This is a genomic window from Emticicia sp. MM, from assembly GCF_001649495.1.
The window spans coordinates 63,143-89,360 of sequence record NZ_LXHX01000044.1 but is presented as its reverse complement, the minus strand read 5'-3'; the positions used below and the strand labels follow the sequence as shown (position 1 = coordinate 89,360).

Sequence of the window (26,218 nt, the reverse complement as noted above, 5' to 3'; positions counted from 1 at the left end):
CTAAAAATGAAATTTATAATAAATATATAGATTTACAGTAGAATTGTCATATTCTTTGAAACTAAAATGATTTCAAAATTCGAACTCTATAATTTTCTGTAACTTTTCTTCCACGAAACTGGTTAGAAACTACTGTAAATACTGGTTGAGCTACTGCTAGTGCCAAAGCAATTGGCCATTTTTCATTTTTTAAAGGAGATACGCCCCACGCAGCCCATTCAAAAACTAAATATCCAAAAGGAGATAACGTCGCCCATCCAACACTTAGCTCACGTTTAGGTCTTTTATAGATTTTTCTTATTTCATCAAGCTTTATTTCTGCGTATTCAAAACGATTTCGTGTTTCGTTAAATACCTGTACAACAAAAGTAGAATCTTTAACTTCATGAATTTCATTCTCAAATAAAATTCCATCCTTTGTGCGAAATCGAAAGACTTCTCCAATAAAAACCTTTTTTCTACTACTTGTTCGAAGGTTTTCTACAACAATGTAATTTTCCTTGTTAAATAATGCATAGCCAAGATTAGGGTCTTTTTTTAGAATGAGTTCTTCAACTGTTGGTGCTTGTCGCTGGTGAAAATCTTGAGATTTTGACACAAAATTCACGCAGCATAGCAATAATACAGGTAAATATTTCAGAAAGAGCGACCTCATTTGGCTATAGTTTAGGGAGAGAAAAATACCACTTTAATAATTACCGCTCATTATTCTTTGATTGAAACCCCACCTGAAACAATTAACTTCATTACTTCAGCACTTGGCATATCAAGCATCTGGACGTTTTCTTTGGGCACTAACACAAGTTCTCCCGAAAAAGCATAACTATGCGGAAAATAAACAGCTATTAGATTATTAACGCCTAAATTACTCAAATCATTTTGTGTAATGAAACCAATTTTATGAACACCTGTCTCTTTATTTATTTGTACGATGGCTGCCTGTGTAAATTTCCGTTTATCACCAACAAAGGCAGAGATTAAATCTTTGAAAGCAAAATAAAAAATTCTAACTAAGGGAAGATGACCAATTGCATTTTCTATAATGTTTTGTATTGTTTGAGGCAATAAAACCGAGAATGTAAAACCAATCACCATGGTTCCAAGCACAATTATCATTGAACCCAAGCCCGGAATTATTAAGTCTCGATTGGGATCTCCAGTTGGAATCCTAATTCGAATAATATTATCTACAAAGTCAAAGGCTCCTAAAAGGATATATATAGTAAATCCAATTGGGGCAACAAACAATAATCCTCGAATAAAATATGATAATAGCCTACTGGGGATAGTTCTTTCTGTCATAAATTAATATTTTTTTGTAAATAGCACGTTATTATTATTTACCAAACATTTTCATTTCACTAAAAGTTTTAACAAACGCAAAACAAACCTTTTATTCATGAAAAAACTCATCCACCTAGTTTTAATAATTGCTGTTTCGACACACGCATTTGCACAAAAACTCAATGTCCCGATTCCTAATAACCCAGCGGTAAAAGTAGGCACCTTAAAAAATGGATTCAAGTACTATATTTTAAAAAACGCCGAGCCAAAGAACCGAATGGAACTACGTTTAGTTGTTAATGCTGGTTCGATACTAGAAACCGATGCCCAACAAGGTTTGGCTCACTTCATGGAACACATGAATTTTAATGGAACCAAAGAATTTCCTAAAAATGACCTCGTTAATTTTCTTCAAAAATCAGGCATGAAATTCGGTGCTGATTTGAATGCAAGTACAAGCTTTGATGAAACGATTTATCAACTTCAAGTTCCAACCGATTCAGTAAAATTATTTGAAAGGGCTTTTCAAATCTTAGCAGACTGGTCGAACTACGCTACGCTTGATACCGCTGAAATTAACAAAGAGAGAGGCATTATTTTAGAAGAAGAAAGAGCAAGAGGAAAAAATGCACAAGCCCGTATCCAGCAAAAAGTACTTCCAATTTTATTTAATAATTCAAGATATGCCAATAGAATACCAATTGGCAAAACAGATATTATTCAAAACTTCAAACCAGAAGAAATCATCAAATTTTACAAAGATTGGTATCGCCCAGATTTGATGGCAGTTATTGCAGTTGGAGATTTTGATGCAGAAAATGTAGAAAATTTGATTAAGGAGAAATTTTCGGCAATAAAAATGCCTAAAAACGCTCCAAAAAGAATTCAATATGAAATTCCTGCTACAACTGGCACTCAGACAGCGGTAATATTAGATAAAGAGATTCCTCAAAATACTTTCCAAATGTTTACTCGTTTGCCGAAAGAAAAAACAAAAACACAGTCAGATTATCGCACTGACATAGCCGAGGCTCTTTACAACCAATTAATAAGTAATCGTTTACAAGAACTTTCGAAGAAGCCCAATGCACCGTTTGTAGTTGCAATTATGAATTATGGGTCATTTTTAGGTGGATTAGATGCTTTTCAGACCATTGTTTTACCTAAAAATGCAGATGGCCTCGAAGCCGCCATCAAATCAGTTATTGATGAACAAAATCGAATTAAAAAATTTGGGTTTACTAAAGGAGAACTCGAAAGAGCTAAAAAAGACTACTTTACTGGCGTAGAAAAAGGATTTAAAGAAAAAGATAAAACAAAATCGGCAGCTTTTGTTGGAGGATTAGTGCAAAACTATTTACAAGGAACAGCCTACACCAATGCCGACTTTAGATATGAATTTACCAAAGCCCAACTCGATGGCATTACAATAGATGAAGTAAATGCTATTTCAAATAAAGTAATGAAAGAAGATAATCGTGTGGCAATGGTGGTTGGTTCTGAAAAAGACAAAGATAAATTACCAAACGAAGCAAAAATCAAGGAATTAGTTAGTTATGTGAATCCTGATTTGAAACCATACGAAGATGATATTGCTTTAACTCCAATCTTAGAAAAAATTCCAGTTGGTACTAAAGTGATTTCCGAAAAACAAATACCAGAAATTGGTGTGACAGAACTTGTCTTAGGAAATGGCGTAAAAGTTGCCTTGAAACCAACTAATTTCAAAAATGACCAAATATTGTTTTCAGCCACAAGCAAGGGAGGTACTTCACTTTACAGCGATGCAGATTATATTTCAGCTGAATTAGCCTCAACTTTAGTTTCACAGGGCGGTGTAAGTAAATTATCAGATGTTCAATTAGATAAAGCCTTAGCAGGTAAAGTTGCACAAGTTTATACTTACATTGGTGAAATTTCTGAGGGAATTGGAGGAAGTACAAGTCCAAAAGACTTAGAAACCGCCTTACAACTCATGTATGCCTACGTAACTCAACCAAGAAGAGATGATGAAGTAATCAAAAACTTCTTAAAAAATGAGAAAGAATTATTGGCGAATGCGGCTAAAACACTTACTCCTGAAAAAGTTTTTAGTGATACGGTAACAACTGTACTTTACCAAAATCATTTCCGTCGTCAACCAACTAAGCCAGAAGACATTGATAAAGCAAATGTTGACCGTGCTTTTGAAATTTTCAAAGAGCGTTTTGCTGATTTTAGCGATTTTACCTTTGTTTTTGTTGGTACTTTTGAAATTGAAAAAATTAAACCACTTATCGAAAAATACATTGGTGGCTTACCTTCTACAAAACGACAAGAAACTTTCAAGGATTTAGGAATTAGTAAAGTAAAAGGTAAAATTGAGAAGAATGTCTATAAAGGTTTGGAAGATAAAGCACGTGTTAGCTTACAATTTAACGGTGATTTTGGTTATTCTGAGGAAGAGTTGATAAATCTTGATGCATTATCAGAAGTTTTAGATATTAAGCTTACCGAAAAACTTCGTGAGGAAGCAGGAGGAGTTTATACGCCTAGTATTCGTGCTTCTTACGAAAAACTGCCAAAATCGACCTACAATCTAACGATTTCATTTGGTTGTTCACCTGCCAATGTCGATAAATTAGTAAAAATAACATTGGATGAAATAGCAAAAATTAAAGCAAATGGCCCAGAGAAAGTTGATGTAGAAAAAGTAATTGCGGAAGAAAAAAGAGAAGTAGAACTTCAAGTAAAAGAAAATGGATTTTGGAATTCTTACCTACTCGACCAATATTCAGATGGTGAAGATTTGAATTTTATTAATCGTTTTCAAAGCCAATTAATTGATAAAATCAGTGTTGGAAGTATTCAAAAAGCAGCAAATCAGTTTTGTACAGATAATATAGCAAAATTTATTTTACTTCCTGAGAAAAAATAAAACTGAAAAGGAGCGAATCAAATTCGCTCCTTTTTTTATGCCTCTAATTCCATCATTTTTATTTCCCACAAGTCATTAGCTTTTTGAAGCTCAACTTTTAGTGCTTCGTAATCATTATTAGTTTTTTGTAAAACTTGGGGGTCTTTATATATTTCAGGGTCAGCTAGTTTTGCTTCAAAAGCTACCTTTTTATTCTCTAAATCTGTAATTTTAGCTTCAACTTCTGCAATTTCTCGTTCTAACTTTTTAATCGCATTCGAGCTTAAGGAAGTTTTTATAGGTGCCGAAGCCCCTACTTTTTTTGTAACAGTTTCGATTGATGGTGCAGGAGGAGTTGAAGCCAGCGATTTTCGATTTTCTTCATACCATTCCTCAAACTCATCATAAGTACCCGGATATTCTTTGATTTCATAATCTTCAATATACCAAATCTTATTGGCTACTTGGCTCACAAAATGGCGGTCGTGCGAGACAACTACATAAGTACCTTCGTATTGTTCTAAGGCTTGAATGAGAATGTTTACCGATTGCATATCCAAGTGGTTGGTAGGCTCATCAAGCAAAAGAAAATTTGCTTCAGAAATTAACACTTTTGCCAAAGCAACCCTTGATTTTTCACCTCCAGAAAGCACTTTAATTTTCTTAAAAACATCTTCACCATTGAATAAAAAGCAACCCAAAACAGAGCGTAATTCTGTTTCAGTTTTGCCACCGTCTGCGTATTTTAATTCATCAAGAAGTGTTTCATCTACGTGCAATGATTCAAGCTGATGCTGTGCATAAAATGAAAAATTGACATTATGCCCTAACTTGCGTTCACCTTCTACACTTTCGGTTCCTGCAATAATTCTTAATAATGTAGATTTACCTTTACCATTGGCACCAATTAAGGCAATCTTATCCCCTCTTTCAATGGCAGTAGTAGTATTTTTGAGAATTACCTTATCACCGTAGGATTTACTCACATTTTCTAGGGAAAATACATTTCTACCAGGATTTACGCCAAACTTAAATTTAAAGTGAACTTTCGCCGACGCATCAATCACATCATCAATTAACTCCATACGATTCAAGGCCTTTACTCTCGACTGCACTTGGCGAGCTTTGGTAGCTTTAGCTTTGAATCGCTCGATAAAGCGTTCGGTTTGACGAATTTGTGCCTGTTGATTTTCGTAAGCTCCTCTCTGAATTTCGTTTCTTAATGCTTTTTCTTCTACGTAAAACGAATAATTTCCGGGATATGACCAAAGTTTGGCTTGCGAGACTTCAACGGTAGTTCCACAAACGTTATCTAAAAACTCACGGTCGTGTGAAACTACTACAACTGAGTTTTCATAATTCTGAATGTATTTCTCAACCCACTGAATTGAAGGCAAATCCAAGTGGTTGGTGGGTTCATCAAGTAGTAATAACGAAGGCTTTTGTAAAAGCAATTTTGCAAGCATTACACGCATACGCCATCCACCCGAAAATTGTTTCAATGGTTTGTGCAATTCCTCCGTTTTAAAACCCAAACCCTCTAAAATTTCCTCTGCTTTTGATTGAATTCCATAGCCGCCTAAATGTGTAAATTCATCTTGCAAATGACCAAGTTTTTCAACCAACTCATCTTTATAATTTACTTCCATTTCGTGCAATACTTTATCAATTTCTTTTTGAAGGAAGTTTTCACGCTCGAAAGCTTGTAAAGCTACAGCCAAAATAGAATCTTCGGTCTGATACGAAAGTAAGTCTTGATTTAAAAAACCAATCGTACAATCTCCTGCCTTAGAAATACTTCCAGCATCGGGCTGATATTCACCCACAATCAAACGCAAAAGTGTCGATTTTCCCATCCCATTCAAACCTATCAAACCAATTTTATCTTTAGGTTTTATTTGTAAATTGGCTCCTTCAAAAATGGCTCTTCCGCCAAAATAAAACGATAAATTACTAACTGTAAGCACTTTATGCGATTAATTATAATTATAAAAAAATATAAAACGATGGTTTGTCGAAAAATTGAAGCGAGTACTAATCAATAAATCTTTTCAGAATTGGTCCATAACTATCTACTCTTCTATCACGCAGATAAGGCCATGTTGTACGATATTTTTCTGAGAGATCTAAATCAATTTCCTGTACGTGAACTTCTTCTTGTTCATGAGAAGCCAAATATAATAAACTACCAAATGGGTTTGCAACGAAACTTCCACCCCAAAATTGTTGGTCGGCTTCCCTCCCTACTCTATTCACAGAAACCACATGTACACCATTAGCTATTGCATGACTACGTTGAATTGTTTGCCAAGCATTATATTGCTCTTTATTGGTAGCTTCATCTTTTTCATTGGTATCCCAGCCAATTGCAGTTGGGTAAAATAAAATTTCTGCCCCCATCAAAGCTGTAATACGAGCAGCTTCAGGATACCATTGGTCCCAGCAAATGAGTACACCCAATTTGCCATATTTTGTTTCAAAAATTTTATAACCTAAATCATCTTTTGAAGCATCTCCTGGAGTAAAGTAAAATTTCTCATAATAACCTGGGTCATCTGGAATATGCATTTTACGATATTTTCCTAAATATTTACCATCAGCATCAAGCACCGCAGTTGTATTATGATATAGTCCAGCAGCTCTTTTTTCAAACAGGGACGCAATAATTACCACATTATGCTCTTTAGCAACTGCTGATAATGACTCAGTTGTTGGACCTGGAATAGCCTCTGCAAGATTAAAATTAGCGTGGTCTTCTACATCACAGAAGTATAATGAGGTAAACAATTCTTGTAAACAAACTATGTTAGCTCCCTTAGCAGCAGCTTCTTTTATTCCTTTAATTGCTTTTTGTTTGTTGGCCTCGACATCTGCAGAACACGACATCTGTACAAGACCTACCTTTACTTTACGCATGTTTTTTTGGTATTTTTTTACAAAGATACTGCCTTTAATTCAGAATTGAGAATTAAGAACTAAAAATTAAGCCTACGTAGGTGAAGTATATTTCCTTTGTTGCTTTCCGATAAAAGCAATAATTCACCCATAATGAAACCTACATTTAGGTAAACGATAAAAAAATGCTTACATTTGTGTATCCATCATTGGATATTTTTATTAATATCATAGAACTTAAGAATAAGTTATTTTATGCTATATGTTCTAAAATTTTTTAATTGTGCACTTGCACTAATATATGTTATTTGAATCATTGAATTTAATTGAGCCCATTAGGCTCGCACTTGCTGCAGAAGGTTACACAACTCCAACTCCAATCCAACAACAAGCCATTCCGATAGTATTAGCAGGGAAAGACCTCATTGGGGTAGCCCAAACGGGTACTGGTAAAACAGCTGCTTTTTCAATACCAATCATACAACAATTATATCAAAAAGTTGACACCAATCGAAAAGGCAAAAGAAAGATTAAAGCCTTAATCATTACACCAACACGTGAATTAGCAATTCAAATTGGTGAAAGTTTAGCAGCTTATGGTGCTAATACCGATTTAAAATACTCTGTAATATTTGGAGGGGTTAAACAAGGCAAACAAACAGAAGAATTGCAACAAGGCGTTGATATATTAGTAGCAACACCTGGCCGACTTCTCGATTTAATTGGTCAAGGAATTATCAATTTATCTTCAATCGAAATTTTTGTTTTAGATGAAGCTGACCGAATGTTAGATATGGGTTTTGTTCATGATGTAAAACGCTTAATAAAACTTTTACCTACTAAACGTCAATCACTTTTTTTCTCGGCAACGATGCCCGATGAAATTGTTAAGCTTTCGGCTTCTATTCTAAATAATCCATCTTCTGTAAGTGTAACTCCAGTTTCTTCAACCGCAGATACAATTAAACAATTTTTGTATCATGTAGATAAAAAAGATAAAAATGCACTGCTTTTAGAAATTTTAAAGGATTCTAATATTGAAACTGTATTGGTTTTTACAAGAACTAAACACGGTGCTGATAAAGTTGTAAAAATGCTTTCAGGAAAGAACATCAAAGCAGAAGCCATTCATGGAAATAAAGCTCAAAATGCTCGTCAAAGAGCTTTAAATAATTTCAAATCAAAAGAAACAAGGGTTTTAGTTGCTACCGATATAGCAGCCCGAGGAATCGATGTGGATGATTTGGCTTACGTAATCAATTACGAAATACCTAACATTCCTGAAACCTACGTACATAGAATCGGTAGAACGGGGCGTGCTGGTAGCAATGGCATTGCATTTTCTTTTTGTGAAAATGAAGAACTTACTTATCTGAAAGATATTCAAAGATTAATTGGCAAGAAAATACCAGTTATTGAAGAGCATCCTTATGCAGTAAAACCTAATTATGGAGTTGTAGCACCACCTCAGAACAATAATCGAAATAAAGAATCAAGACAAAATAGCAATAGGCCGAAACAATCAACTACTTCAAAGCCAAACCCAAATGCTTCAAAGGAAGGTTCTTCAAAACCTAAAAAGAAATGGTACGGCGGCTCAAGAAAATAATCGTATTTTAAGAAAGACCTTTTAAAGGAAGACTTCGCTTAAAGCGAAGTCTTCCTTTTATACCCATTTCATATCAGAATGAAGACAATTTCTTTCTAATTCTCCACCAAACAAAAAATGCACGGACCGCCAAGGTCAAAACCACTGGAACTAAAGCATAATTAATTTCTTGAGGGAAGGAATTCCAAGCAACTAAAAATAAAATCAAAATAATACCATAGGCTAAAAAATGCTTTGAAAGCCACGCACGCTTGGTATCTTTCTTCAAAAATAATGCAATAGGCAAAAGCAATGGATAAGTCCAAATAATATTTAGGTTATTTTCCGTTACACCATGGTCAGTAAAGAACCAAAGCAAAACAATAAACCACCCAAAAAATCCTGCCACCGAGAAAAGAATTTTGTCAAATGTAAAATTAGTACTCAAAGACTTAAATTGATAAGCTGTAAAGCCCAAAACAAGAATAAAAATTGTCCAAAATAAAATATTGGGCGTAACGAGTTCTTTCTCTTTATCAGTAACTACCAACATATGTCTATTAATCACCGCCTTTGAAAGCACTAAGGGCTGCCAAACACCATTTTTGTTTATTTTAGCTGCATCAAAAGCATCCATCAAATTATCAGGTAAAAACATTGCTCCGTTGGCTCCTGTAATTTCATCTGAAGGTTCACCGATAGCCAAATCCATTCCAAAATCAGCCCAAAGTTTTTCATTTTTACGGGCATAAACATCAATCCATTGACGATAAGAACTATCTGCATGGAGCGTTTTGCTTAACTGTAAACTATCAGCACAAACCCTACGTAAAACATCTCTCAAACGTGTAGAACAATTATCATAAAAAAACTTGTAGGCGTATTCTCTATTCTGAGGCAAATAATTATTTTGAAGAAAATCATAAACAGCCTGTTTTTGTGCTTGCGATAAATTAAGCACTTGCTCTGTCACTGAGCGATTTTCTTGGGTCCATCCAGCCATATCATTTTCAAAGTAATTGCCACTGATTTGGTAAGGTAATGTTCCCCTCAGAAATTTGATATAGAAACCTTTTGTTCTAAAATCAAAAGCACCATAATTAAAAGTAAAATCAAGCCCTTGACGAGGGTCATGTATTCGAATAGCACTATGCCCGAAAGTAGAATAAAGTTCTTCGCCCGGCGAAACAGTGAGTAAACTTATCGTAGCATCAGCTGATAAGTTTTGGGCAAATGAAAACGAAGTATATAAACTAAAAACTACTAAAAAGAAGTATTTTTTCATGCAGAATAATGGTTTTCTGCAAATATAACCTAAGATTTGGTAGGATTAAAAAATTGGTAGGAATTAGTGAAAACAATTAAGTCTTCAGTTGTCTGTATCTAATGTGCTTTTTGACTAATAGACAATGACCTACTGAAGACTTAGAAAAATATTTAGTTTCACATCAATAATATGCAGCTTACTAAAAACTTCAATTTATTGACACTATTTTTAATAACGGTCAACTTTCAATGATGACATTCCACTATCAACATTTAAATTAATTTTTTTGGTTGCTTTATCGTAACCTTTCGTTTGCCATAAACCTGAACGAACTTTCTCGAAATTATCAAAATCTTTGGCATTAAACGCACCATCCATTTTTATCTGGCAACCAACACTTTCTGGAACTCTGATTTTCACACTTGCCACACCCGATTCAATGTCAACATCAACGTTTTCGTGTTTATCTCCTAACTTAATATCAATAGAAGCAGCTCCAGCTTCAATATCAAGTTTTCTGACTTTGTAATTACTAAAATCAAAATCAACTTCGCCAGCACCGATACCCATATCAATATTCCAAATCGGTGAAGTACTGAGTTTCAATATAACATCGTTATCTATTTTGTTGTCATCATCAAAATTAAACTTGAAGTCTTTACCCTTTTTATCCTTCATTTCGAAATTAATAATTTTCGAACTTCCTTCTGTTTCTTCCTCTAAAGTATAACCATTCTTGAAACTTAGCAAGGTAGTAGCTTCAAACAAACGACCTTTTGATTCTTCCAAGTCAAATTCAGCCGCACCACCGCCTAATTTCAAAGTAGCTTCTTTTACCTCGGGTGTAAGCTCAACAGCAAAATACTGTTTGTTTCTGTCGCCAACGGTAGTATCAGAATTAGACGAATAATTATCATTATCCTCATCATCGATGTCGATATTAATTCCATCGCTTATTTCATCCTTAATCTCTTTTACACCATCATCAACACACGTAAAAATTCCGAGAGGAATAGCAAAAGCAATGAGAAGAGCCGATGTTGCATTGTAAACACTTCTACGAGGATTAAAAAATGCCGCAACACCTGCCAATATCAACATAATTGGCCAAAACTGTGCTATTTTTCTAAAAGACCAATTGAGGTGGAACCAATCTAGATTTGTCCCAAGAAATAAGAATCCAAGTACGATTAGCACCGCACCCCAAAATATATTACCTTTTTTGTCCATCTTGATTAAATTTTATGGTTTAGAAAGAAAAAACCTGTAAAGTTTCGATTTACCTCACAGGTTTTTCTTTATTACAAATTTGTAGAATCGTTGCTGGTAAAGTTAGTAAAGTTATCGTCTTTCTTATCTTTAATGATAAGCCAAACGCCAATTCCTACTAAGATTAAAGGCCACATTTGTCCGATATAATGGAATAAATTAATGTGGAAAAATGTTTTGAACGAGAAGATGATACCCAAAATAATAAGGATAGCTCCACCTACTAAATTGTTGTTCTGATTGTTTCTGCTCATAAAATTAAAATTTGAGGACGTTTCGCCCGATTGAGAATTTATATCATTAGTTGAGTTGTAAACTTCCGAAACGCCAGCATAACCATAATCATATTTTACTGGTAACACTACCCAAAGTATAAAATAAGCAAAAAAAGCTGGTACTGGAGTGAAAAACAATAATACAAAAACTACACGAATTAGTGTAACATCTATATTAAAATATTCAGATAAACCCTGCGAAACCCCTCCTAATAATGCACCCTTATTTTTGATTCTATAAAGTCGCTTTTCCATATTTTTTACCTCAATTGAGGATTTTTTTAGAATAGTATATTTTTGTTGTTAGATATAGGTTGCGGTCAAAACCGCAACCTTGCTCATATTATAGTTAACTAACAGATGTGTAATTAACATTTGAGATTAACGATTCTTTCGTTGGCATGATTATCCAAAGAACAATGTAAGGTATGATGGCAGGTATTGGAGCAAAAAATGCTAATACTAATAATACACGTACAAGTGTTACATCGAGATTGAAATACTCAGCTAAACCAGCTGCTACACCACCAATCATTTTGTTTGATTTAATTCTATAAAGTCGCTTTTCCATTGTAGTAATATTTTTAATTTTTGTTTTCTTTTTTTCTATCAAACCACTTGTTGTTGTGATTGATGAAACAAAGATATAGGCGAAAGACGGTACTATGTAATACAAACTACATGAATGGAAAAAAATAATGTCAAAGGGATTTTTTTAATGAAGATTTTGAGAAACAATCGGAAGAGTGGTCAAATATTGTGTGGAGTGGAAATGTATAAAAGGAAATTTCAGTCAAAAAATACACTGATAAAATATTCGGTGAAGATAAGCAAACTCTATCTTCACCAAACAGAAAGCATCAATCTTCTTCCAAAAGCTCTAATATTTCGCTCAATTCATCATAATCTTTGTAACCCGGACGAATCTCATTGGTACCTTTCAAAGCAATTCCCTTAATATTCATATCAGAAACTAACTCCATGACATTTTCAGAAGTAATTCCAAAATCTAAGACAATTGGATAATTAAATGCATATTCTTTAATTGTATAACGAGCAAAATCTGAAAGTTCAGTTCCATCAACTAAGAAGAACTCAACGAATGATGCATATCTTTCGAGATTTTCTTCAAAATAAGCTGAGTCAAATTCTAACTTTAATATAATTGGCTTGCCAAAATCAACAATTTGTGGTAAAAGTGCTACTTCTGAAATTTGTAAAACATCAATTTCATAATAAGCAATCATATTTTTGATTTCTTCCAAATCGCCACATTTAGTTTCTCCAACTGTTTGAATACCAGCCACCCAAGATTTGATTTCTTTCATCTTTTCTGGAGCAACATAATCAACCGAGGCTGTATCCATCACAAAGCCAATCATTTCCACACCCATTCCTGCACAATATCGGGCATCGGATAAATTGGTTATATTACTAACTTTTACAAGAGTTTTTAATGACATTATCTTTACAATTTACGTAACCTGTATCAATCACTTCTACTTCGCTCAGTAATTGACTTAGGTTCAATTCTAATTATTTGGCTCAAAATTACCTCAGAACTATTCATAATCAAATTCTGTTAAGTAATTTTGTAGTTTATTATTAATTTTAACGGAGGACCTTGAATCCTCGCAGTCGGCAACATGAGCAAACACGGAAGAATTTTAGTCGCCATGAGTGGTGGCATTGACAGTTCATTGGCAGCAGTTATGCTCCATGAAGAAGGTTACGAAGTTATTGGCATGACCATGAAAACATGGGATTATGCTTCATCGGGTGGTAGTAAAAAAGAAACTGGCTGTTGTAGTCTTGATTCAATCAATGATGCAAGAAACATTGCCGTAAATTTAGGGTTTCCACATTATATATTAGATATTAGAGATGAATTTGGCGATTATGTCATTGACCATTTCACAGGAGAATACCTAGAAGGTCGTACACCAAATCCTTGTGTTTTGTGTAATACTCATATCAAATGGGATGCACTTCTTCGCCGTGCTGATAAATTAGATTGTGAATTTATTGCAACTGGCCACTACGCAAATATTCGTCAAGAAAATTCAAGATACATTATTTCGAAAGGAATTGATACCCTCAAAGACCAGAGTTATGTCCTTTGGGGAGTTTCACAAGAAAGCCTTTCTCGTACCAAACTTCCATTAGGTCATTTGAAAAAATCGGAAATTAGGGAAATGGCTACTGAAAAACAATTCTATGATTTAGTCAACAAAAAAGAATCGTATGAAATTTGTTTTGTACCCGACAATGATTATCGAGGATTTTTGAAACGAAGAGTTGAAGGTTTGGAAGAGAGAGTAAAAGGGGGTAATTATGTACTGGAAAACGGCAAAGTTGTTGGCAAACATGAAGGATATCCTTTTTATACAATCGGACAAAGAAAAGGTCTCGGTGTTGCCTTTGGCCAACCAATGTTTGTAACAGAAATTAGAAAAGATACCAATGAAGTTGTACTTGGCCCCGAAAAGTCATTAGACAAAGACGGTATGATGGTAGGAAAACTGGTAATGCAAAAGTACCCTGACTTAAATGGACAAACCTTAGAAACAACCACCAAAGTAAGATATAAACACGAAGGTTCGCCCGCAACAATTACTCAAGAAGGTGATAAAATGCGAGTATTATTTAGTGAGCCAGTTAGTGGTATTGCACCAGGTCAGGCAGCAGTTTTCTACGAAGGAGATGATGTTGTTGGTGGCGGTTGGATAATGAAAGCTTTCAATAAAGACTCTATTTTTGAACAAATGCTTTCAAATAACCAATAATTTTTACAATGGAGATACAAGTTTGTTTGTATCTCCATCAAAAATATAACTTCCTTACTTCCCTGCACAAAAGATTTGTCAGTTTCCTTCGTTATTCTAATGTAACAAATTTAACTTATGAAAAGGATTTTACTAAGCCTATTGCTTCTCACGACAATTCAACTATCTGTATCTGCCCAAAATCAATATCTTGTATTGTTTAAGGATAAATCCAATTCTCCATATTCTATTACTCGCCCAAAAGAATTTTTGTCTGAACGCTCAATCAAAAGACGCGAAAAACAAAAAATAGCAATTACTGAACGAGACCTCCCTCCTAACCCCAATTATTTGTCAGAAATAGCTAAAACTGGTGCCAAAGTATTGTACAAGTCTCGGTGGATAAATGGGGCTTTAATACAAACAGATGAAAACACGCTAGCAAAGATTCTAAATCTTTCTTTTGTGAAAGGATTAGAAGGAAAAGGTGATATTAGAAATGCCCGTCAGAGTAATGAAAACCAAGGTACTCAGACAAGAAATAAGTTTGAAAATGAAGAAATAACAGATAATGGTCTATCACAAAATCAATTAGCAATGCTTGGGGCTGATAAAATGCACAGCAAAGGTTATAAAGGCGAAGGCATGCTGATTGGGGTTCTGGATTCTGGTTTTTTAAATGCTAATAAACTCTCATTTTTCAACGACCTATTCAGTGATAAAAGAGTTATTGGCACTTGGGATTTTGTAAATAATGAAACAAATGTTTACAACGACCACAGTCATGGCACCAACGTGCTTTCTTGCATGGCGGCCTATGAAATTGGTAGAATAGTTGGAACAGCCTACAAAGCGAGCTATCTTTTATTAACTACTGAAGATGTTAGTTCAGAAACCAAAAGAGAAGAAGCCAACTGGTTATTTGGTGCAGAAATGGCGGATAGTGTTGGTGTTGATGTAATAAATACATCTCTGGGCTATTCAACTTTCGATAATCCTGCACAAAATTATAAGTATTCTGACATGAATGGGGACCGTGCATTGGCCACCCGTGCGGCAGACTGGGCAGCCCAAGCAGGAATTTTGGTGGTTGCCTCAGCAGGCAACGAAGGTTCAAGTGCCTGGAAATATATTGGTACTCCGGCAGACGCTGACTCAATCATTGCGGTTGGTGCAGTGGGAAGTACTTTAAATGTGGCTTCTTTTAGTTCTTATGGACCATCTTTCGATGGTAGAATAAAACCAGAATTATCGGCTCAAGGTGCTGGCACAATCATTGGTGGGACAAATGGAAGTATTGGAACTAGCAATGGCACATCTTTTTCTTCTCCTTTAATTGCAGGATTTGCTGCAAGTTTTTGGCAGGCATTTCCATCGCTTAGTAATATGCAAATCAGAGATTATCTCATTCGTTCGGCTACTCAATATATCAATCCTGATAATAGAATTGGCTATGGGATTCCCAACTTTGATAAAGCCTACGAATTAGCAGAATTAGAATCGCTTATTAATGAATTAAAAAAATCAGGTCAAGAAGTAATGGTATTTCCAAATCCAATTAATGATGGAAGTTCGACTAAGGTTTGGGTTTTAAAGAATGATGCAGGAACTAATTTTGAATACTCAATTACTGATTTTTCGGGAAAAACTCTTTGGAGCATTACTACAAAAGAAAGTAAAATTACATTGCCAATGCTGAATGAATTACCTTTAGCAAATGTAATATTGAAAGTAACAGCCGAAAATTTACAATATTCTACTAAAATAGTTAGATAAATAAAAAATCCCTATGATTTTGCTATGCTCATAGGGATTTTTTCATGAAATTTTCCTTGCCATTCTTAAAATCGATTCCGAATTATTATACTCGGCAATATTTGCTAAAGAAACCCAAGCCAAATCATTCGACTCTTCCGTGACTACCAAAGTTTCTCTTTTATCAGCTTCCAATAAAAATCTAATATCATAATGATAATGTGCTGGAATTCCTTTTCGTTCTGGAATGAGGTGCACATCAACATCAAAAATTTCTTCACTTACAATCTTAAAGTTTTGTAAGCCTGTTTCTTCATTCGCCTCTTTCAAAGCTATACTAAGTACATCAGATTCACCATCGCAGTGCCCACCTGGCTGAAACCACTGGTTGAGTTTACGATGGTGCATCATCAAAACATTTTTGCGTTCGGCATCTACAATCCATGCTGAGCCTGTTACGTGCCCTACAAGCAATTCTCTTTTAAAACAATCTTCATTTTTCTTTACAAAATCAAGTGTTTCGTTTCTCATCGCTAATTCATTGGAATCAGTTGGTTGGTAATTTTCGAGTAATTCGATTATTTTTTTTCGGTGCATACTTGGAGTTTTATACGTAGATTTGCACGAATTTAGTTCATCAAAACAACAAAATCATATACACAATGAAAAAAATTGCACTATTAGCTTTAAGCTGCTTACTATCAAGCAGTCTAACTTTTGCTCAAATTACACCAGCTCCAAGTCCAGGTGCTTCAATTTCTCAAGTAGTTGGAGTCAACAAAATTACTATTGAATATTCTCGTCCATCCCTAAAAGGACGTGAAATATTTGGGAAACTTATTCCATTTGATAAAGTTTATCGTACAGGTGCCAATGCCGCAACTAAAATTGAACTTACTGGAGACATCACAGTTCAAGGCCAACCCTTGAAAGCAGGAAAATATGCGATTATGTCTATTCCAACCCAAACAAATTGGACAATCATTTTTAGCAAAAAACTTGATGTTACTGAGCAAAACTACAATGCTGCTGATGATGTTTTGAGAGTTACGGCTCGTCCACAAGATATTTCTCCAGTTGAAACACTTACTTTTGATTTCTCAGATTTAAAAGATGATGGAGCAACGTTGAATTTCAGTTGGGAAAAGACCAAAGTTTCATTGAATATTGGCGTAGATAATGCTGCTTCAATTGAAAATGCAGTCAACCAGAAAAATACGGATGCCTCTAATACTTTCCAGCAAGCTGCCGATTATATGCTCCAAAAAGGCATGGATTTAACAAAAGCACTAAGTTTGATTGATAAATCTTTAGCATTGCGTGAGAATTTCCGTAATAATTGGATTAAGGCTCAAATTTTAGATAAACTGGGCAAATCATCTGATGCCCTAGGTTTTGCATTGAAAGCTCAATCTTTAGGTGCTGGTGATGGTTCTTACCAATTCTTTAAAGATGGTATTGAAAAAGGAATTAACGAAATTAAAGCGAAAATTCCTGCAGCACCTGCCTCAGTAACAACACCAAAGAAGAAGAAAAACTGATGCTTGAATTTTCCCATTAACCGAATGTCTATTTCATTAATAAATTGGGGCATGACTTAATAGTTATGCCCCAATTTGTTTATTTAAGCCATCAATATTTTCAACAAAAATTTCGTTAGTTTTGAAAAAAAATGATTCCATGCGAAAAATTCTTTATTATTGTCTATTTCTGCTTTCTCAATCTACATTTGCTCAAGATAAAACCCTTCGATTTGAAGATTACATCTACGAACCCAATATTAAAACTGTATTATTATACCCGCTTGTGGGCGATGCAGGAGATGCCTCAAGAACGCTTAATCCACCGGTTATTGCATTAAACGATTCCAAAAACCTTTGGCTTGAATTCGATGATTTGAATGCTAATTTCGAACAATATCACGTTCGAATTCTGCATTGCACTTATGATTGGAAACAATCTGTGCTTTCAGAAATTGAATACATGCCCGAATATAACGACCTCGTTTTGAATAATTACCAAGTTTCAAGAGGCACGAAAATTCCTTATTATCACTATAAAATTGAAATTCCTAAAGTACTTCTATCGGGCAATTATTTATTGGTAGCGTGGAAAGGCCGAAGAAAAGATGATATAATTTTTAGCAAGAGATTTATGGTTTATGAAAGTCAAGTTGGAGCTTTTGGCACTATCCGACAAGCCCAAGCCCCATCAAAATACAAAACTCATCAACAAATAGACTTTGAAGTAAATTATGGAAATTATCGACTAATGTCACCTCGTGATGAATTAAAAATTATTGTTCGTCAAAACTTTAGATGGAATCGAACGGTTCGAAATCTAAAAGCATTCAGTGTAAATGAAAGTGCTTCAAAACTAGAATACCGTTTTTTTAATGACGAAAATGTATTTCCTGCAGGAAATGAATTCAGATTTTTTGATTCCAGAAGCACCAACTATAAAGGTCAATTTATAACGCAAATAAAGCGGGGTAAGGAAGATGAAATGTGGATTTACCCCCAAAATAATCGTAGCGAAACTGCTTACATTGAGTCGAATGATTTTGATGGAAGTTATGTTATTGATAATCGAGAAGGTAATGAGGCGTCGGTTGATGCCGACTATATCTACGTAACATTTGGACTAAAAACCCATGAATTAGAAAATAACAACGATAAGGTGTATGTAAATGGAAGTTTTAATGATTGGCGATTAGACAAAAATAACCTCATGAACTACGATAACAATTTTGGCGGCTATGCAACTTCTATATTATTAAAACAAGGTGTTTATAATTATGATTTTGTCATTCAAAAAGTTGATAACTCAATTGATGAGAGTTATTTTGAAGGAAATTTTGGAGAAACACAAAATATCTATGAGATTTTCATATACCACAAACCCGTAACAGCTCGGGCAGAAAAACTTGTAGGTTATAATACAATTGAGTTTAACAAAAGAAGATAAATGAAAACAGCATTAGTAGTTGGTGCAACTGGGCTCATAGGTAAACACCTAACAATCAAATTATTAAATAGTGGTTTATATAGTACTGTAAAAGTTATTATTCGAAAAACACTTCAAATAAATCATCCAAAATTAGAAGAAATTATATTTGATTTTGATAACTTCGATAATTCAAAAATAAAAGCTGATGATATTTTCTGCTGTTTGGGTACAACCATGAAACAAGCAGGTTCAAAAGCTAATTTTTATAAAGTTGATTTTACTTATCCTTTAGAAACAGCCAAAGCAGGTCTTACAAATGGTGCTCAACAATTTTTAATTGTAACCGCAATGGGTTCAAATAGTAATTCATTATTTTATTATAATCGAGTAAAAGGTGATATTGAGCAAGCAATTGAACAACTAGGCTTTCCAACTTTTCAAATTTTCCGCCCATCTATGTTGGCAGGAGAACGTGAAAAAGCGAGACTTGGTGAAAAAATAGGCAAAGTAGTTATGGACTTTTTCGCTTTTATCATACCCGATAAATATAAAGTTATTGAAGGAGAAAAAGTGGCTCAGGCTATGCTTGCATTTGCACAAAAAGGATTTACAGGCAAACTCATTCACGAATCAGATAAATTTCAAAACCTATAAAACCCAATACCTATTATTATGAAAAACTTATTTTTATGCTCATTTCTAATGTTTTCAATCGTGCATTTGACTTTTGCACAAACGAAGCCTAGTACAACTTCTGCCAAATTTACATTTAAAACATATCCTGAAGATGAAAATGGCACTCCTCACTCAGATATTTTCATATCTTTTGGAAAAAAAATCGCCAAAATTGATAAAGTTGCAGGAAATGCCGATATAACCGACCCAAGTTTATATGCAGAAAACAAAATCCCTAAAAATGCCTTAGCCGCTTGTGGTTCTTGGTGGGCTGGTGCTGGTGATTACTATTATGTTATTCAGGAAAAAAATAAATTAGTTATTTTTAAAGGATGGCAAGCAGAAGAACAAACTGACCGTGGTTATCATTGGAAAAGATATAAGTCGATTCAATTATAAAAAATTATATCAATCAATTACTGATGCATTCTATCGAATTGCAGCCTTTATTACATGCTTTTTGAAGATACTTATAAAACCATAAAATCTCCCGTAGAGGGATTATTTAAAGATAGAGGAAGTAAATTTTTAGCTTATGCTTATCCGATTGAACACGAAAATGAGGTAAAGCCAATTATTGAAAATTTGCGAAAAGAACACTTCAAAGCTGTTCATCATTGCTATGCATTTAGGCTAGGTCTCGAACGCACGAATTTTAGAGTAAATGATGATGGAGAACCATCTGGAACTGCGGGAAAACCCATTTTAAACACCTTACTATCTCACAATGTTACTAATATTTTAGTGGTTGTAGTTAGATACTTTGGTGGAACCCTTTTGGGCGTACCGGGTCTCATTAATGCTTACAAAACAGCCACTGCCGAAGCACTTGCTTTGGCAGAAATTATTGAAAAAACAGTAAATGATGTTTATATTGTGAGTTTTGAGTTCATTCAGATGAATGATGTGATGAAGGTTGTGAAGGAATTTAGTCTAAAAATAAGGAATCAAACCTACGATAATCAATGTACAATGGAACTCGAGTTTCGTAAGACATTGACTAATCAAGTTGTTGGTAAATTAGAAAAAATTGATAATATTTCAATTGAATATTTATTTACGGTTTAAATAATTTTTTATGGAAATCCTACAAAAAGATAACGGAGAAAATGGTGTATTTTACATTGAAATAGAAGGAGAACTTGCGGCAGAAATGACCTACGTTTGGCGTGGTAACCATGATAGAATTTTAATAGATCACACTGAGGTTAAAGAGATACTAAAAGGAAAAGGGGCTGGTAAACAACTGGTTACAAAAGCTGTGAATTTTGCCCGTGAGAAAAAAATAAAAATTGTACCGATTTGCCCATTTGCGAAAGGTGTTTTCGAAAAAGTACCTGAATTTCAGGATGTTTTATGAAAAAAGAAAAACATTACAATTCAATTATATAGAACTATAAATTAGCTCAAATAATTTTTTTAAATTGCTAGATAATTCTAATACTCTAAGTAATTTAACAATGATTTCAAAATTATTAAAACCTTCTCTCTTAATTTCCCTCTTTTCTTGCAATGCATTTATTTTATCAGCCCAAACTTGGGAAAAAGTTTCACCTGTAAATAATTGCACCAATCGCCATGAAAATACGCTTACCGCTGTTGGTGATAAAATAGTTTTATTTGGCGGAAGAGGTATCAAACCAACCGAAATTTATAATACTAAAACACAAACATGGGAAACGACCCCTCCAACTCCAATAGAAATACATCATTTACAAGCAGTTACTTTTCAAAATGAAGTTTATGCAATAATGGCATTAACGGGCCAGTACCCTCACGAATCTCCAATTCCGAATATTTATATATACAATCCAAGCAAAAAAGAGTGGCGAGTTGGCCCAGAAATTCCTAAAGAACGTCTAAGAGGCTCGGCAGGATGTGTTGTATATAAGAATAAAATTTATTTAGTTAATGGTATTACTGATGGTCACTGGGATGGTCATGTGGCATGGTTTGATGAATATGACCCAAAAACAAATCAGTGGAAAAAAATGGCTGACGCCCCTCATGTTCGTGACCACGTGAGTGTGGCAATCATTAATGATAAACTCTACGTGGCAGGAGGGCGACGCTCAACTGCACGCATCAATCAAGTATTAAATCTTACAGAACCAGCGATTGATGTTTATGATTTCAAAACCAATAAATGGTCAACTTTACCAAGCGAACTGAATCTGCCAACTCAAAGAGCAGGAAATTCATCAGTTTCATTAGGAGATAAACTTTTGGTTATTGGTGGCGAAAGTGCCGCTCAAGTACCTTCACATAATGAAGTGGAAGCGTTCGATACTAAAAAAATGCAATGGGTTCCTTTTCCGCATCTTAATCAAGGCAGACATGGAACTGGAGCCGCAGTGATTAATGGAAAAGTATATTCTATTGCAGGCTCGGCTAATAGAGGCGGTGGCCCAGAATTGAACACTATTGAAGTACTAAAATAGAGGAACAGACGTTTTAAATATAGATATTTAATTTTTCTGATTTTCAGGGAATATTAATTCCACACAACTCAACTACATACAATAAAACAATAATGGTAAAAAACAGGCTTAAACGTGGTTTCAGAATGACAAAGTATGTCGTTTACCGTGAAACATTAGTCGATACCAAAGAACATATTTACTCATTTGTCGGCTCTTTTATTGGTATCGCTATCATCGCATTTATTCAAAGTAGAACTTTATCAGAGATAGATTCTGTCTTCTTGATTGGTTCATTTGGAGCATCAAGTGTATTAATTTTTGGTGCAATTCAAAGTCCACTTGCACAGCCAAGAAATTTGGTTTTGGGTCATGTTTTGTCAGCAACAATTGGAGTAACAGTTTATAAAACAATGCCAAATATCCTTTGGATAAATGCCCCCTTAGCTGTTTCGCTATCAATTGTAGTTATGCAAATAACCAAAACCCTACATCCTCCGGGCGGAGCTGCGGCACTAATTGCTATTATAGGTACAGATAAAGTTAAAAATTTGGGTTATTGGTATGTGCTATCACCCGTTTTGGTAGGCACGCTAATTCTATTGACTGTTGCTTTGATTTTCAACAATTTAACCCCCAATAGAAAATACCCAACAGACAAACGCTATACGAATTTCTTGCGTAAACGTAAAGCTGATTTAAAAACATAAAATCAAAAAATTGCTTATGAATTCACTTTGGAAAAAAATTATCACACAAACTATTCTCAACAAACGAAAAACAAACGAAAAATTTTCTGATTATAAACTTGCAAAAGGTTACAGAGAATTAAAGATTTTAATTACACGCTACTTCAAAGATTTTATACTCATTACTGCGGGCATTTTCTCTGCTTCTTTTGGGTTTAAAGGCTTCTTACTAACTAATCATTTTATAGATGGTGGTGCAACAGGCATTTCACTATTAATTTCTGCGATTACTAAAATTCCACTACCACTACTACTTGTTTGTATCAATATTCCCTTCATTTTTTTAGGTTATAAAACGGTAGGTAAGGTATTTGCCATCAAAACCGCTTTAGCCATTTCTGGCTTGGCATTATGCGTAGCCACTGTTCACTTTCCCGATGTAACTCAAGATAATCTTTTAGTATCAATTTTTGGTGGTTTTTTCCTCGGAGCAGGCATCGGTTTATCGGTAAGAGGTGGGGCTGTAATTGATGGAACTGAAGTTTTAGCCATTTATCTAAGTAGAAAATTTGGAACAACGCTTGGAGATATTATTATCATCATTAACATTTTAATTTTTTCAGCCGCTGCCTATTTCTTATCGGTTGAAATTGCACTTTACTCAATGATTACCTATTTATCTGCCTCAAAAACACTTGATTTTATAGTAGAAGGCATTGATGAATATACAGGCGTAACTATTATCTCATCACATAGTGAGGAAATTAGACAAATGATTATTAATGTAATGGGACGTGGTGTAACGGTATATAGTGGAAAAAAAGGGTTTGGAAAAAGTGGAGAAACGCAGAATGTCGATATCATATACACTGTAATAACTCGTTTGGAAGTAAATAAATTAAATACTGAAATTCAAAAAATCGAGTCAAATGCCTTTGTGGTTATGAATAGTATCAAAGATACCAAAGGTGGAATGATAAAAAAACGGTCTCTTTCTCATTAAATAATGAAGCAAATAAAATTAATTATACTCTTACTTTTGTGCATTAATCAAACTTTTGCCCAAAAGAAAACGCTGATGTTTATTGGTTCATATACCGATGGAAAACCTAACAATGGAATCTACGTTTATGAACTCAATAAAAAAAATGGTGAAATAAGGTTATTGAGTCACGGAGAAAACTTGGTTAATCCTTCCTTTTTGAATGTTTCGCCAGATGGTAAATACCTATATTCATGTACAGAAACTAAGTTGCCTCAACATGGAAATATCAGTGCATTTGCTATCAATGCCTCTAATGGTAGTTTAAAACTAATCAACAAGCAATCGGCAAATGGTGAAAACCCTGTTTATGTGAGCATTCATCAATCTCAGAAATTTGTTATTTCAGCCAATTATGGGGAAGGAAATGTAACGGTTCTCCCTATCAACACCGATGGTAGTTTAAATCAATTTGTACAAAGTTTTTCGTTCAATGGTTCGAGTATTAATAAAGAACGCCAAGAAAAACCTCATATTCACTCTGGGATTCTTTCGCCGAATCATGATTATTTATTCTTACCAGATTTAGGAACAGACCAAATAAGGGTTTTTCAATTTGATTTTAACAAAAATAAACCCTTAATTCCAAGAGAAGAACTTACAGTAAAAGTATCCGCAGGAGCAGGACCACGTCATCTAGCATTTCATCCCAATAAAAAGTTTGCATATTTAATTGAAGAAATGGCTGGAAATATAGTAGTCTACCAATATCAAAATGGTAAACTTACTGAGCTTCAAAGAACGATGGCCAATCAAAAAAAAGCGGATATTTATAGTAGTGCTGATATTCATCCTTCGCCCGATGGCAAATTTCTTTATGTGACCAACCGAGTGGAAAATACCATTGCTATTTTTAAAATCAAAAAAAATGGACAAATTGAGTTAATTGGACATGAATCTACCCATGGTGGAACACCAAGAAATTTTAATATAGACCCCACTGGAAATTTTGTCATTGTGGCAAACCAAAGTTCTGATAATATTGTGGTTTTTAGTAGAAATCAACAAACCGGTCTTTTGAAAAAGCTTAGTGATAATACGAAGATTTTACATCCTTCATGTATTCAATTTAAGGAATATCCAACAAATTAGCCTCAAATGCCTTAAACATACCACAAAAAAGTATTTATTTTGCACTAAAATGATTTCTCTGAAAAACTGACAATTCATTTTATCATATTATTCATTCATCAAGCCAAGATAAAATGGACATTTTTCTCAGAAAAGCTACTCAAAAAGATGCTGATTTGACTTTCGAAATAGAGCAAGATGCGTATAAAGAATATAGCGAAGAATTGTATTCAACAGAAATAGAATCTCATCGTAAATATTTTGATTCCGCATTTATCCAAATGGTTGAGTATAAAAATCAAACAATTGGTTATCTGGAAGTAGAAGAAAAAAATCATTCATTCGAAATTATAAATATTCAAATTCAAAAAGACTTTCAAAATCTTGGTCTTGGTAGTAGAATAATCAAAAAAGTTATTGAAGAAGGAGAACAAAAGTCGAAAGGAATTGAATTACAAGTATTAAAAAACAATCCAAAAGCCAAACGCTTTTACGAAAACTCAGGATTTCAGGTATATTTTGAAACCGAGTTTGAATACAAAATGAAATTCTCTCATGCAAATCGGATTCTTAGAAATAAAGTGGACTGATATTTTAGATATTACACTTGTAGCATTCTTATTATATTATATATACAAACTAGTTAGAGGAAGTGTAGCGAGTAGAGTTTTTACGGGCTATTTACTTATTTACTTATTCTATCTAATCGTTAAAGCTATTGGCTTAGAGTTACTTACTCGAATTTTAGAATATTTCATGGGCGTTGGAGCGATTGCCTTAATCGTATTATTCCAACAAGAAATACGCAGATTTTTACTCCTGATTGGCAAATCAACTACCCTTACGAATAATCAGATTTTTGCTAATATAATGGGCACTGAAGTTCCTTTAGATGATAGTTTCCCATTAAAAACCATCGTAGATTCTGCCAAAACTATGTCGAGCGAATTTACTGGTGGTATTATTGTAATTCAAAAAGAAGACGATTTATCAAAATTTACTGAATCAGGAGATTCTATTGATGCTGTATTATCCAAAAAACTTATTTTATCGTTATTTAGCCAATACAGTTTATTGAATGATGGTGCTATCATCATCAATAACAATAGGATTATGGCTGCTCACTGCATTTTGCCTATTGCCAACAACGACGACTTACCCTCAAACTATGGTTTCCGACATCGTGCGGCACTTGGAATTTCAGAAGCTACCGATGCTGCTGCCATTTGTATTTCGGAAGAAAATGGGAAAATTTCTCTTGCCATTGATGGAAATATAAAGATTGTGACTGCTGCCGAACTTGAAAGAGATTTAAAAACTTATTTCTTCAATAAAAACTAAAAGCAAGAATAGAAAGGAAATGGCTTTTTAATTTCCT

The 26,218-nt window shown here is 34.2% G+C and carries 26 protein-coding genes; 16 read left to right on the top strand and 10 right to left on the bottom strand.

From position 1 onward, the window contains the following. Positions 1–61 precede the first annotated feature (61 nt). Complete coding sequence (locus tag A6M55_RS06520) at positions 62–655, bottom strand: hypothetical protein (RefSeq protein WP_015030546.1); 594 nt, start codon at positions 653–655, stop codon at positions 62–64. Positions 656–705: 50 nt separating this feature from the next. Beyond that, entirely contained in the window at positions 706–1,302 is a 597-nt protein-coding gene (locus A6M55_RS06515; protein WP_064196952.1) for a DUF502 domain-containing protein, read from the bottom strand. Between the two features lie 97 nt (positions 1,303–1,399). Here A6M55_RS06515 and A6M55_RS06510 point away from each other — a divergent pair, with 97 nt between their 5' ends. Continuing rightward, on the top strand, positions 1,400–4,201 hold the full coding sequence (locus A6M55_RS06510; RefSeq protein WP_064196951.1) for a pitrilysin family protein: 2,802 nt from the start codon (positions 1,400–1,402) through the stop codon (positions 4,199–4,201). A gap of 35 nt (positions 4,202–4,236) precedes the next feature. Here A6M55_RS06510 and A6M55_RS06505 read toward each other — a convergent pair whose 3' ends face one another. Continuing rightward, positions 4,237–6,147 (bottom strand): ABC-F family ATP-binding cassette domain-containing protein, encoded by a 1,911-nt coding sequence (locus A6M55_RS06505; protein WP_064196950.1) that lies wholly within the window; start codon positions 6,145–6,147, stop codon positions 4,237–4,239. Positions 6,148–6,214: 67 nt separating this feature from the next. Further along, entirely contained in the window at positions 6,215–7,096 is an 882-nt protein-coding gene (locus tag A6M55_RS06500) for a carbon-nitrogen hydrolase (RefSeq protein ID WP_064196949.1), read from the bottom strand. Between the two features lie 280 nt (positions 7,097–7,376). Here A6M55_RS06500 and A6M55_RS06495 point away from each other — a divergent pair, with 280 nt between their 5' ends. Then, entirely contained in the window at positions 7,377–8,684 is a 1,308-nt protein-coding gene (locus tag A6M55_RS06495) for a DEAD/DEAH box helicase (RefSeq protein WP_064196948.1), read from the top strand. A 73-nt stretch (positions 8,685–8,757) separates the two neighbouring features. Here the strand turns inward: A6M55_RS06495 and A6M55_RS06490 are convergent, their stop codons facing one another. From A6M55_RS06490 to A6M55_RS06470, 5 genes are all read right to left on the bottom strand, one after another. Next, complete coding sequence (locus A6M55_RS06490; RefSeq protein ID WP_064196947.1) at positions 8,758–9,948, bottom strand: DUF4105 domain-containing protein; 1,191 nt, start codon at positions 9,946–9,948, stop codon at positions 8,758–8,760. A gap of 210 nt (positions 9,949–10,158) precedes the next feature. Next, positions 10,159–11,160, bottom strand: a complete 1,002-nt coding sequence (locus tag A6M55_RS06485) for a LiaI-LiaF-like domain-containing protein (RefSeq protein ID WP_064196946.1) — start codon at positions 11,158–11,160, stop codon at positions 10,159–10,161. 71 nt (positions 11,161–11,231) lie between these two features. Beyond that, entirely contained in the window at positions 11,232–11,729 is a 498-nt protein-coding gene (locus A6M55_RS06480) for a PspC domain-containing protein (protein ID WP_064196945.1), read from the bottom strand. Positions 11,730–11,823: 94 nt separating this feature from the next. Next, complete coding sequence (locus tag A6M55_RS06475) at positions 11,824–12,045, bottom strand: PspC domain-containing protein (RefSeq protein WP_015030537.1); 222 nt, start codon at positions 12,043–12,045, stop codon at positions 11,824–11,826. 289 nt (positions 12,046–12,334) lie between these two features. Then, the gene (locus A6M55_RS06470) at positions 12,335–12,937 is read right to left on the bottom strand and encodes a hypothetical protein (protein ID WP_064196944.1); all 603 of its coding nucleotides are present in this window, start codon (positions 12,935–12,937) and stop codon (positions 12,335–12,337) included. A gap of 183 nt (positions 12,938–13,120) precedes the next feature. Between A6M55_RS06470 and mnmA the strand changes: the two genes are divergently transcribed. Both mnmA and A6M55_RS06460 read left to right on the top strand, forming a co-directional pair. After that, positions 13,121–14,260 carry a tRNA 2-thiouridine(34) synthase MnmA gene (mnmA, locus tag A6M55_RS06465; RefSeq protein ID WP_064196943.1) on the top strand — a complete coding sequence of 380 codons (1,140 nt, stop codon included), beginning with the start codon at positions 13,121–13,123 and terminating at the stop codon, positions 14,258–14,260. Positions 14,261–14,377: 117 nt separating this feature from the next. After that, positions 14,378–16,015, top strand: a complete 1,638-nt coding sequence (locus tag A6M55_RS06460) for a S8 family serine peptidase (protein WP_064196942.1) — start codon at positions 14,378–14,380, stop codon at positions 16,013–16,015. Between the two features lie 42 nt (positions 16,016–16,057). On the opposite strand, the gene A6M55_RS06455 is transcribed toward A6M55_RS06460, so the two are convergent. Next, positions 16,058–16,591, bottom strand: coding sequence for an NUDIX hydrolase (locus A6M55_RS06455; protein WP_064196941.1), 534 nt, complete (start codon positions 16,589–16,591; stop codon positions 16,058–16,060). Between the two features lie 65 nt (positions 16,592–16,656). Here A6M55_RS06455 and A6M55_RS06450 point away from each other — a divergent pair, with 65 nt between their 5' ends. The 12 genes from A6M55_RS06450 to cdaA all read left to right on the top strand — a co-directional run bounded on the left by A6M55_RS06450 (position 16,657) and on the right by cdaA (position 26,181). Continuing rightward, complete coding sequence (locus tag A6M55_RS06450; protein ID WP_015030532.1) at positions 16,657–17,535, top strand: DUF2911 domain-containing protein; 879 nt, start codon at positions 16,657–16,659, stop codon at positions 17,533–17,535. A gap of 139 nt (positions 17,536–17,674) precedes the next feature. Beyond that, a complete protein-coding gene (locus A6M55_RS06445; protein WP_064196940.1) occupies positions 17,675–18,961 on the top strand; it encodes a type IX secretion system plug protein domain-containing protein in 1,287 nt (428 codons plus the stop codon). After that, positions 18,962–19,597, top strand: coding sequence for an NAD-dependent epimerase/dehydratase family protein (locus tag A6M55_RS06440; protein WP_064196939.1), 636 nt, complete (start codon positions 18,962–18,964; stop codon positions 19,595–19,597). An 18-nt stretch (positions 19,598–19,615) separates the two neighbouring features. Continuing rightward, positions 19,616–20,017, top strand: a complete 402-nt coding sequence (locus A6M55_RS06435; protein WP_156510992.1) for a hypothetical protein — start codon at positions 19,616–19,618, stop codon at positions 20,015–20,017. A gap of 54 nt (positions 20,018–20,071) precedes the next feature. Then, positions 20,072–20,686: a YigZ family protein gene (locus tag A6M55_RS06430; protein WP_064196937.1), complete on the top strand. Its 615-nt coding sequence runs from the start codon at positions 20,072–20,074 to the stop codon at positions 20,684–20,686. A 10-nt stretch (positions 20,687–20,696) separates the two neighbouring features. After that, the gene (locus tag A6M55_RS06425) at positions 20,697–20,978 is read left to right on the top strand and encodes a GNAT family N-acetyltransferase (protein ID WP_064196936.1); all 282 of its coding nucleotides are present in this window, start codon (positions 20,697–20,699) and stop codon (positions 20,976–20,978) included. Between the two features lie 100 nt (positions 20,979–21,078). Beyond that, the gene (locus tag A6M55_RS06420; protein WP_015030526.1) at positions 21,079–22,059 is read left to right on the top strand and encodes a kelch repeat-containing protein; all 981 of its coding nucleotides are present in this window, start codon (positions 21,079–21,081) and stop codon (positions 22,057–22,059) included. A 92-nt stretch (positions 22,060–22,151) separates the two neighbouring features. After that, complete coding sequence (locus tag A6M55_RS06415; protein ID WP_064196935.1) at positions 22,152–22,748, top strand: HPP family protein; 597 nt, start codon at positions 22,152–22,154, stop codon at positions 22,746–22,748. A gap of 16 nt (positions 22,749–22,764) precedes the next feature. Next, a complete protein-coding gene (locus A6M55_RS06410) occupies positions 22,765–23,730 on the top strand; it encodes a YitT family protein (protein ID WP_015030524.1) in 966 nt (321 codons plus the stop codon). A gap of 3 nt (positions 23,731–23,733) precedes the next feature. Next, positions 23,734–24,861: a lactonase family protein gene (locus A6M55_RS06405; protein WP_064196934.1), complete on the top strand. Its 1,128-nt coding sequence runs from the start codon at positions 23,734–23,736 to the stop codon at positions 24,859–24,861. Between the two features lie 113 nt (positions 24,862–24,974). Beyond that, positions 24,975–25,430, top strand: coding sequence for a GNAT family N-acetyltransferase (locus A6M55_RS06400; RefSeq protein ID WP_064196933.1), 456 nt, complete (start codon positions 24,975–24,977; stop codon positions 25,428–25,430). Next, on the top strand, positions 25,396–26,181 hold the full coding sequence (cdaA, locus tag A6M55_RS06395; protein ID WP_015030521.1) for a diadenylate cyclase CdaA: 786 nt from the start codon (positions 25,396–25,398) through the stop codon (positions 26,179–26,181). The genes A6M55_RS06400 and cdaA overlap by 35 nt, the downstream gene beginning before the upstream one ends. Positions 26,182–26,218: the final 37 nt, after the last annotated feature.

Coding starts and splice junctions, on each gene's coding strand:
- A6M55_RS06405 (WP_064196934.1), top strand. CDS start 23,734: ATGAAGCAAATAAAATTAATTATACTCTTACTTTTGTGCATTAATCAA.
- A6M55_RS06460 (WP_064196942.1), top strand. CDS start 14,378: ATGAAAAGGATTTTACTAAGCCTATTGCTTCTCACGACAATTCAACTA.
- A6M55_RS06430 (WP_064196937.1), top strand. CDS start 20,072: ATGCTTTTTGAAGATACTTATAAAACCATAAAATCTCCCGTAGAGGGA.
- A6M55_RS06410 (WP_015030524.1), top strand. CDS start 22,765: ATGAATTCACTTTGGAAAAAAATTATCACACAAACTATTCTCAACAAA.
- A6M55_RS06450 (WP_015030532.1), top strand. CDS start 16,657: ATGAAAAAAATTGCACTATTAGCTTTAAGCTGCTTACTATCAAGCAGT.
- A6M55_RS06440 (WP_064196939.1), top strand. CDS start 18,962: ATGAAAACAGCATTAGTAGTTGGTGCAACTGGGCTCATAGGTAAACAC.
- A6M55_RS06400 (WP_064196933.1), top strand. CDS start 24,975: ATGGACATTTTTCTCAGAAAAGCTACTCAAAAAGATGCTGATTTGACT.
- A6M55_RS06495 (WP_064196948.1), top strand. CDS start 7,377: ATGTTATTTGAATCATTGAATTTAATTGAGCCCATTAGGCTCGCACTT.
- A6M55_RS06485 (WP_064196946.1), bottom strand. CDS start 11,160: ATGGACAAAAAAGGTAATATATTTTGGGGTGCGGTGCTAATCGTACTT.
- A6M55_RS06455 (WP_064196941.1), bottom strand. CDS start 16,591: ATGCACCGAAAAAAAATAATCGAATTACTCGAAAATTACCAACCAACT.
- A6M55_RS06510 (WP_064196951.1), top strand. CDS start 1,400: ATGAAAAAACTCATCCACCTAGTTTTAATAATTGCTGTTTCGACACAC.
- A6M55_RS06490 (WP_064196947.1), bottom strand. CDS start 9,948: ATGAAAAAATACTTCTTTTTAGTAGTTTTTAGTTTATATACTTCGTTT.
- mnmA (WP_064196943.1), top strand. CDS start 13,121: ATGAGCAAACACGGAAGAATTTTAGTCGCCATGAGTGGTGGCATTGAC.
- A6M55_RS06470 (WP_064196944.1), bottom strand. CDS start 12,937: ATGTCATTAAAAACTCTTGTAAAAGTTAGTAATATAACCAATTTATCC.
- A6M55_RS06445 (WP_064196940.1), top strand. CDS start 17,675: ATGCGAAAAATTCTTTATTATTGTCTATTTCTGCTTTCTCAATCTACA.
- A6M55_RS06475 (WP_015030537.1), bottom strand. CDS start 12,045: ATGGAAAAGCGACTTTATAGAATTAAATCAAACAAAATGATTGGTGGT.
- A6M55_RS06520 (WP_015030546.1), bottom strand. CDS start 655: ATGAGGTCGCTCTTTCTGAAATATTTACCTGTATTATTGCTATGCTGC.
- A6M55_RS06480 (WP_064196945.1), bottom strand. CDS start 11,729: ATGGAAAAGCGACTTTATAGAATCAAAAATAAGGGTGCATTATTAGGA.
- A6M55_RS06435 (WP_156510992.1), top strand. CDS start 19,616: ATGAAAAACTTATTTTTATGCTCATTTCTAATGTTTTCAATCGTGCAT.
- A6M55_RS06500 (WP_064196949.1), bottom strand. CDS start 7,096: ATGCGTAAAGTAAAGGTAGGTCTTGTACAGATGTCGTGTTCTGCAGAT.
- A6M55_RS06425 (WP_064196936.1), top strand. CDS start 20,697: ATGGAAATCCTACAAAAAGATAACGGAGAAAATGGTGTATTTTACATT.
- A6M55_RS06420 (WP_015030526.1), top strand. CDS start 21,079: ATGATTTCAAAATTATTAAAACCTTCTCTCTTAATTTCCCTCTTTTCT.
- A6M55_RS06415 (WP_064196935.1), top strand. CDS start 22,152: ATGGTAAAAAACAGGCTTAAACGTGGTTTCAGAATGACAAAGTATGTC.
- A6M55_RS06515 (WP_064196952.1), bottom strand. CDS start 1,302: ATGACAGAAAGAACTATCCCCAGTAGGCTATTATCATATTTTATTCGA.
- cdaA (WP_015030521.1), top strand. CDS start 25,396: ATGCAAATCGGATTCTTAGAAATAAAGTGGACTGATATTTTAGATATT.